At 44.8% G+C, this 8,156-nt stretch carries 6 protein-coding genes and 1 pseudogene; 5 read left to right on the top strand and 2 right to left on the bottom strand.

Annotated elements, in window-relative coordinates:
• The 5 genes and pseudogenes from IQ234_RS18685 to IQ234_RS18665 all read left to right on the top strand — a co-directional run.
• Positions 1-109 (top strand): annotated as a pseudogene (locus IQ234_RS18685) (IS5/IS1182 family transposase); the annotation flags it as partial.
• 19 nt (positions 110-128) lie between these two features.
• Entirely contained in the window at positions 129-1,034 is a 906-nt protein-coding gene (gene crtB / locus IQ234_RS18680; protein ID WP_193958179.1) for a cyanoexosortase B, read from the top strand.
• On the top strand, positions 1,027-1,773 hold the full coding sequence (locus IQ234_RS18675) for a cyanoexosortase B system-associated protein (RefSeq protein WP_193958178.1): 747 nt from the start codon (positions 1,027-1,029) through the stop codon (positions 1,771-1,773). The genes crtB and IQ234_RS18675 overlap by 8 nt, the downstream gene beginning before the upstream one ends.
• A 154-nt stretch (positions 1,774-1,927) precedes the next feature.
• Complete coding sequence (locus tag IQ234_RS18670) at positions 1,928-3,142, top strand: polysaccharide biosynthesis/export family protein (protein ID WP_193958177.1); 1,215 nt, start codon at positions 1,928-1,930, stop codon at positions 3,140-3,142.
• A 117-nt stretch (positions 3,143-3,259) separates the two neighbouring features.
• Positions 3,260-5,482 (top strand): GumC family protein, encoded by a 2,223-nt coding sequence (locus tag IQ234_RS18665; RefSeq protein ID WP_193958176.1) that lies wholly within the window; start codon positions 3,260-3,262, stop codon positions 5,480-5,482.
• A 6-nt stretch (positions 5,483-5,488) separates the two neighbouring features.
• Here IQ234_RS18665 and IQ234_RS18660 read toward each other — a convergent pair whose 3' ends face one another.
• The gene (locus IQ234_RS18660) at positions 5,489-6,937 is read right to left on the bottom strand and encodes a family 10 glycosylhydrolase (RefSeq protein WP_193958175.1); all 1,449 of its coding nucleotides are present in this window, start codon (positions 6,935-6,937) and stop codon (positions 5,489-5,491) included.
• A gap of 18 nt (positions 6,938-6,955) precedes the next feature.
• A complete protein-coding gene (locus tag IQ234_RS18655) occupies positions 6,956-7,846 on the bottom strand; it encodes a hypothetical protein (RefSeq protein ID WP_193958174.1) in 891 nt (296 codons plus the stop codon).
• Between the last annotated feature and the right edge of the window lie 310 nt (positions 7,847-8,156).

Genomic DNA, 8,156 nt, shown 5'->3' with positions numbered 1-8,156 from the left:
ATCATCAAGATATAGGAATCGGAGACGGCGTTTTGGTCTGAGATTTAATTTAATCGCTGGCATTTACAACTATGAACTTGCTTTAGGCTATCATCAAGTAGCTGAATAAGACTTTTGCAGGAGGTCTTATGGGTATTAGTCCTTCCCTATCGCCTGTCTCCCACAAAAATCGGCAATCTTGGCTGATGATCGGTTTCTTGGCGGTTATCTATAGTCCGGTGATCTTTCACTGGTACGATGGTTGGCTGAATAAATCGATCAGCACCGAACACGAATACTTTAGCCACGGCTTGATCGGCCTTCCCTACGCCGCCTATATTGTCTGGCAGAATCGCAAAAAATGGCAACGCCTCGAAGATCGCTCCCATCCCCTCGGAGCATTTTTGTTAACCCTAGGAGCGATTTTTTATCTCCTCGGTTCCTCCCTTTGGGTTAGTATGTCTTTCCCGATTATTTTAGCGGGAATCTGTCTCTGGTTAAAAGGAAAGGAAGGTTTTAAATTACAGGGATTTCCCCTACTTTTAACGGCTTTAGCGACTCCTAATCCTATCCCCTACCTGATTACTCCCTATACCCTACCCCTACAGATTTTTATTGCCGCTTGCGCTGGTTTTATTCTCCAGCAAGCGGGTCTAGATGTCTCCGTTGACGGCGTTTATGTAGCGGTAGAAGGTCGGATGGTGGAAGTCGCTCCCTACTGTGCCGGGCTGAAAATGTTATTCACCAGTCTCTACGTCACGCTGCTGCTGCTCCATTGGACTGATACCATCCAAAACGGTCGTAAAACCCGCTTTATGCTCCTCAGTGCCTTTGGAATTAGTGTCGGAGCTAATATCATTCGTAACGCGCTTTTAGCTTGGTTTCACGGCACAGGACAGGAGGAAAACTTTAAATTACTCCACGATGGCTGGGGGGGCGATTTATACTCCGTCTTTATGTTATTACTTATCCTTTTGGTCTTCCAAATCATGCAGTATCGCGAGGTAGTCAGGAAACAGTCCCTGGCTCAAGAGGAAGTTAACCAGGATGATTAGTCGAAAAATTCCAGCCGAGGTAAGTTTAGTGTTAGATAAAATCAAAAAAAAGCTACCGGGTAATTATTTACTGCTGTTGTGCTTGCTGCTGATTTTGATTTTAGGGGGTATCTTACCCAATTTAATTTCTGGCCAGTGGTCTTGGCTGGATCAAGCGAGAATCGGTAATATTCAGAAAATGCGAGCCCTACAAGAATCGGGAATCAAGTTCTCTGACCTGAAAACCACGGACCAGAGCCAGGGTGAAATCGGTGAGGGAAAATGGTCGATACAAGTGGTGGAAAGTCCTGATGGCAAGAGGATCACCGTGCTTTTAAAGCCACAGATCTACTATAAAAATCAACCGGGATTAGAATGGTCAGATCTTAGTTCTATTAGTCGTTGGAATCAGGGGGAAACAACCAAGATATCAATTCCCACCCAGTCGGGAGGAAAGGCCACGGCCAGATTCTATCGAGCTTGGACACAAAACACCTTTGCCGTGGTGCAATGGTATGCTTGGCTAGGTGGTGGTCATTACGATCCCTCTGTTTGGTATTGGCTTGACCAATGGGCGCAATTAAAAAGACAGAGAGTACCCTGGATAGCTGTTTCCTTGATGATTCCCTTAGAACCGACGAAAGAGCTGCAAACTCTCACTCCCTTTGCTCTCAATCTCGCCACGGAAGTGCAGAGTTACTTAGAACAAAATGTCTTAAGTCAATTAACTTCCGTGCCTCAGAGCAAAAAAGAAAAGTAATTTTTCTGCTGCTAACCATCTCTTTGAAAAAACTAGCTCAAGGCACTTTTGTAGCCATTAATAGCTGCTTTGTTCCTCTCCCACTAGATAACTCCCAGAAAATAAATTATCATCGTCAGAACCCAAAAATTGATCAATCTGTATGATTCCACCAATGCTCAACAAGTTTTTGCCAGTTAGTTTCTTGAGAACTGGGGCTATAGCCTTATCGGGGTTGAGTCTGACAGGGTTCTTATGGGTAATTGACTCTAAGGGCCTCAAGGCCCAGGGTTCCTTGTCCATACCCCAGACTCAACCCGGAACTGGGTTAGAATTTTTGCCCCCACAACCCCCTAATCCCACCTTTCCTGAAAACACGATTCCCCCCGCTGGCTACAGTCCTCCGGTTTACTCCCCCAATAATTCCCAATCCCGACAAATTCAGACCTATCGACTCGATATCGGCGATCAAATTACTGTCTCGGTTCCCGATTTTCCCGAATTTAATTCCACGGGGCCAGTGGATCCTGATGGGAATTTTCTGGTGCCGATTTTAGGCCGTATTCCGGTACTCGGCTTGACTTTAGACGAAGTGCAAACTAAAATCCGCCTTGAATTGGGGCGAAAATACTTGCGGGAGGAACCAGAAGTCATTGCTGTTTTAACCACTGCTCGTCCCGTCCAGTTGACCATTCTGGGAGAGGTACAGCGACCGGGGTTTTATAGTATCGCTCCTAATACTTCCCTAGCACAGGTAATTTTGGCGGCGGGTGGTGGCACTCCCAGAGCCGATCTGCGTTCGATCCTTGTCCGTCGGGTTTTAGTCGATGGTACAGTGTTAGAGGAGAAACTTGACCTTTATACTCCCTTGATTAAGGGGGAACGCTTGCCAGATATGCGTCTGCAAGGAGGTGATGCCGTGATTGTTTCCAAGTTAGAAGTAGGCCAAGAAACGGGATATAATCGCACCCTAGTGGCTAGAACCACCCTCGCCCAGCAGAATATCACCATCAGGGTTTTAGCTCCCTCACTTCCTTCGGGAATTTCCCTGAGAAATGTTTCGATTCCTAATGGCAGTAGCTTCCTCGATGTGGTGGCTAGTTTACCGGTTTCCGATCGCCTGCGGATTAATGTCAATGAAGTGTCCCTGCTCCGTTTTGACAGTGCCAAAGGGGGAATTGTTAGTCAAACTTTGAGTCCGATAGCGGCAGTTAGGGGGGATATCTCCCAAAATGTTCCCTTAGAAGATCAAGACGTAATTATCGTCACCCGCACCCTATTAGGGGAAATTTTCGCCGCTTTTAATATTATTACTCAACCCATCCGCGATCTTTCCAGTTTTACCAATACAATTCTCAACATTAGCGATCAATTCAATAACTTCCGATAATTGAGGGGCAACTGGCTCCCTTCACTCCTTAACACAACCTCATAAGCTAGGATTTCAAGGCCGAGAATAACTCTTGACCGCTAGAATGTAAAAAATCTGGGAATATATTAAAAAGCTATGGCTGCACCAATTGTTAAACGATTTCTCATCTCGCTAGATCAGAACAAATTTGTCGGAATATTCGTCTTCCTCGTCTGTTTAGGCGGTTCTGCGATCTTTGCTCTTCTCCCCGATCCGGAGAAACCCCCTACCTTTTATCGGGCAGTGGGACAACTAGCCTATCGGGTGCCGCCGCCGGCTTTTACCAGTACGGGAACCCAACTGCAAGAACAAGGGCGGGCTATCGATCGCGATTTACTGCTATCTCCCCGGGTATTGATCAATACAGCCAAAAAATTGCAATTTAATCAAGAACAGATCGTTAAAATTCGCGATCAAGATTTAAAAATTACCTTCCCCGGTGAAGCGGAGGCACAAAACAATAATGTCAATCGGCCCACAACAACCGACCAACCCCAAGAGGTGCTTTTAGAGTTAACGGCCGACTCCCAGGCCAAGGCGGAGTTAATTCTCGAAACCTTGATGAAGGAAATGGTGGAATACAGTCGCTGGCTGAATACTTCCCAGTTACGCGCCCGCATAGAAGCTCTCGGTGTCCGGCTTAACGAAGTCCAAAAAGATTTAACTAGAGCCGAAGAAAAGTTTTATCGCTACATTAGTACCCAGGGTTCGGATTTACTGGCCATTCAAGATGGGAGTTTATTCGCCGCTATCACCAGTAGTCAACAGCAACAGCGAGAAATTCGCCTAGAACTGCAAGGTATTCAAGGACAAATTGATAGTCTAAGTGAACAACTCGATTTAACCCCCGCTCAAGCTTACACCTCCTCAGCCCTTAGTGCTGACCCGATCATTGCCAGTATCCGAGCGCAGATCTTGGACACAGAAGCCCAATTGGAGCGACTAGAGAAAGATTTACGTCCCGAACATCCCACCGTAGTTAAATTACGCAAACAACAACAGGTTAACGAGTCTCTCTTACAAAAAAGGGCTGCCGAGGTGATCGGAAAAGATGGTGTCCTGACCGCTCTTCCCAGCAATCGCATCCGTCAGCAAAGTAATCTCGATGCCGCCCGTCAACAACTAGCGGCTCAATTAGTCGCCCTGCAAACTCAGCGCGAGGGTTTAATGAAACAATTACAATCTTTAGTGACTCAGGAACAGCAATTACGCTCCCAATACGAGCAATTCCCCGATAAACAGCTACAGCAAGCTCGTTTAACCCAAGCCGTCGCCTTTCAACGGGGTATCTACGAGAATATTCTCAATTCTCTGGTGGATGCTCAGGCCGCAGAAGCGGAAACCGTGGGTAGTCTCACCGTCGCCCAACCGCCAGTTGCTGAACCGATCGAACAGGTGTTTAACCGCAAGAATCGTACCTTGATTCTCTTGGCGGGTGCTGGTTTGGGAACTTTAGCTGGATTGGGTACGATCCTGCTGTTAGCAGTAATCGATGATCGCCTGCACAGTCCGCAAGAATTGCGGGAAGCTTTGATTAGTCGAGATATACTCCTCTTGGGACAGTTGCCGATTGTCCGAAATTTAGAGGGCGAGGAAATCGAGCCGATTCTCGTCGATGCTGATGCCAATTATCTCCCCTACTACGAACGTTTACGCAGTACCCTGCGACGCATTGGCAGCAGCGAAACGGTGAAAGTGGTTGTTATCACCAGTATTACTGGCGAAGAAGGTAAAACCGCCACTGCCTACAATCTGGCGATCGCTGCTGCTTTAGCGGGGCGACGGACTCTCTTAGTAGAAGGAGATCTGAGAAGTCTTTCCAAAGCCGAAAAAATCGGAGTCATTCCCGATCCTAATTCTTTTTCAGAACCCCTACTTTACTACGGGGCAAAAAGTAAATCGATCCGTCTGGCCCCAAATATTGAAAACCTTTCCATTTTGCCTAGTCCCGGTCCGCAAAAACAAGCGGCAGCTATCATTGAATCGAGCGAATTACAATTAATTCTCAAAGATTCTCGCGGCCGTTTCGATCTGGTGATTGTCGATACTCCTTCCCTGTCTAGCTGTAATGATGCGCTGCTCTTAGAAGAACTGGCGGACGGGATTATTCTGGTAACGCGCCCAGCCATAACTCGTTCTAGTCTCTTGAGTGAAGCAACAGACCAGTTAATAGAAGCGGAAGTGAAAATTTTAGGGGCGGTGATTAACTACGTCGATATGACAATGACTCTCAAAACCGCCGAACCAGAACTGCCAGCTTTGATAGTTCCCTCAACACAGGGACAAACAGAGGTGGAGGAAGTGAAAGTGGAGGTGTAAACGCGGTTACTTATGACAAAATCTTCTGACTCGATCGAATTGTGGTTCTTGCCAAGAAAAAGCAAAATGACTGATAGTATCTATGGTGGGAAAAGCAATGCGAATCGCCTCCATTTGCACTTCTAAGGAGGGACGATTGTTATAGGGTTGTCCCCATAAACCGGCTAAAGCTGGGATAACAGGAGTTTGATTTCCCCTGCTTTCCACTACTCTTTTGATCTGATTAACTACACAGGTAGTATCGTTACAATTAGCGTAGGACATGGGATGCCATTCTAGGGAAGCGGGAAAACTATCCCAAGCTTGTAAACGGGAATCAAAACCTTGATTACCCACAAGACGATTCCCATCGGGAAAAAACACTGCTCCGGCGGGAATTCCCTGACGTTCCACCAGGGCAGAAAAATAACTAATATAATCAATGACACCCTGGGCAGCATGGGCAACCGCTAGGAACCAAAGTTCTAATTTGAGGCGATCAAAACGACTTTTAACTGATTGTTTCATCTCCTCTTCTAAAGGTATTCTTCCTTGCCAAAGGGGGGCGGTTTCTTGGGGATAAAGGCGATCGGCTTCAACTATATCATCAGGGGAAATTTTGCCACGATTCAGATAGCGATCGATTAAAAATTTGCCCTTATTATTTAATGCTCGATTAATTAAAGCTTGTCGGGATGCGGGACTAAAAATCCATAAATCTTTGACATCATCAGCAACGGAATCGACTCCCGTTCCTCTGGGATAGCGAATATAATCGAATAAAACCCCATCGGGACGACGTTGTAAAATGGCTTCTAGGAGAATTAAATAATCCTGTCGCGCTTGATTACTGTAGGGATCGACAAAAGTTTGGGATTGATCATCGACAAAAGAGGTGCTATCCTGTCCTTTACCATTGCGTGCTAACACCTCCTGTCGATAGGGTTTTAAACTATAGGCATAGCCAAAATTGAGGCTAAATAACCAAGCATAAACCTTTAAACCGCGTTTATGTCCCTGTTCGATCGCCTGTGCTAATAAATCCACATTTCCAGCACTGGGATTTTTAATGACGCTATCCCAAACGGTGGGATTATTGTTAGGAGGTAATAGGACTTGACCATCGGCGAAAACTTCCACATAAACCCTATTATAACCTTTGGCCACGATGCGATCGAGGATACTTTCCATCGATCCTGGACGGGTATCACAGGAGTAGAGACGTAACCAGATCGCTTGTTCCTGTAACCAGTGTCGGGAACGACAAAAGCGCAATTGTTGAGCATATTTCTGTACTAAAATGTTATATTCTTGGGGCGAGGTTTGACGCAGATTTTCTTGTTGTTGGATTTCTGATTCGGACAGTTGACAATTATCATTGACAGCGAGACTAGAGTTAATACCGAGAGGACTACTCCAGAGGATTGTAGCGAGGAAACAAGATAGCGATCGTAGATAATTAACTTTCTTTAACATAGTTGTTCACAGCGTTTGCTATTTTTTATTGTTTTTATTTTCAGATAAATAGCCATTTTTCAGTAGAAAAGCTCTCAGAGCAGTGGGAAAGTCTGGATATTTTCCTATCACTGTATTTTCGCCATGGATATCGAGACCCCAATCGGAGTTTTTATCGTAATTAGTGAGAAGAAATTGCCAAGCTTCTTCATATTCTCCTAGTAGAATTTTCTGTGCCACATAACCGGACAAAATGCCATTAACTTCGGCTTTTTCTTTTTTAGCTAACTGAAAAGCTTTCAGCATTGCTGCTAAAGTTTTTCTTAATTCTTGGGGATATTTTCTAGTGACATCTGCTAATTTACCCTGTTGAAAAGTATAAATTTTGGAGGGAGGAAAAGAGGCGGCGTAGGAACTAAAAGCATATAAAAAAGCATTATCAACGGTGACAAATTCATAATTATTATCTCCATCTAAATCTTCAAAGGAACCACCACTACCATCTAAAAAACCCGTTTCTTCTCTAATAAATTTATCTTTTTGCCAAGTATAAATTACCAAAGATGTGCAGCAGTGAGCGCCGCCGCTATAGGTGGAGACGATAATCTCATCGATGCCATTATTATCTAAATCTCTTAATTCCACATAGCCAGATCCAAAGGCACTATACTCGCTATTTTGCTGATAAAGTTGCTCGTTATAAAAGATTTGATAATAAACATTATTAATATCAGAATTGTCATCAATTTTCTCGTTTAGGTCAATGGGTTGATAGCTAACTTGTACCTTAATTTTCCCCGATTTAATCACTTGATTTCTTAGGGGTTGACCGGTATCAAAATCGAGTTTAGTCACGGCTAAACTCGCGGCTGCATTGCCCAAAAATTGAGATAATAAGCAGCAAATAAAGCAAGTTTTGCTAATATCCATCGACTAATTCCCAGAGAGAGATTAATATCAGTGTAAGTAGCTGGTTATAATTAAATTAAAAATGGATTTTAGGTTCGATCCCCCCTAGCCCCCCTTGATAAGGGGGGAAGCCGAAGGCGGGGGGATCCCCCTTAATAAGGGGGGTTGCCGATCCCCCCTTAGTCCCCCCTTAATAAGGGGGGCATCTGAAAGTTTTTAATACCCACCTACTTATCTTACTTATTTTTACCGACAATCAGTCGTTAACTTTTCGAGAAAAACTATCTATTCCAACGTTTTAACGCTCAAAACTTGGGGGGGGGTGGCATCG

The organism is Microcystis aeruginosa LEGE 91341 (genome assembly GCF_015206885.1).
Taxonomy (GTDB): Bacteria; Cyanobacteriota; Cyanobacteriia; order Cyanobacteriales; family Microcystaceae; genus Microcystis; species Microcystis aeruginosa_H.
This window is presented reverse-complemented; position numbering and strand designations above follow the sequence as displayed.

Excerpts from the sequence above, each read along its gene's own strand:
- crtB (WP_193958179.1), top strand. The coding sequence starts at position 129 with ATGGGTATTAGTCCTTCCCTATCGCCTGTCTCCCACAAAAATCGGCAA.
- IQ234_RS18675 (WP_193958178.1), top strand. The coding sequence starts at position 1,027 with ATGATTAGTCGAAAAATTCCAGCCGAGGTAAGTTTAGTGTTAGATAAA.
- IQ234_RS18670 (WP_193958177.1), top strand. The coding sequence starts at position 1,928 with ATGCTCAACAAGTTTTTGCCAGTTAGTTTCTTGAGAACTGGGGCTATA.
- IQ234_RS18665 (WP_193958176.1), top strand. The coding sequence starts at position 3,260 with ATGGCTGCACCAATTGTTAAACGATTTCTCATCTCGCTAGATCAGAAC.
- IQ234_RS18660 (WP_193958175.1), bottom strand. The coding sequence starts at position 6,937 with ATGTTAAAGAAAGTTAATTATCTACGATCGCTATCTTGTTTCCTCGCT.
- IQ234_RS18655 (WP_193958174.1), bottom strand. The coding sequence starts at position 7,846 with ATGGATATTAGCAAAACTTGCTTTATTTGCTGCTTATTATCTCAATTT.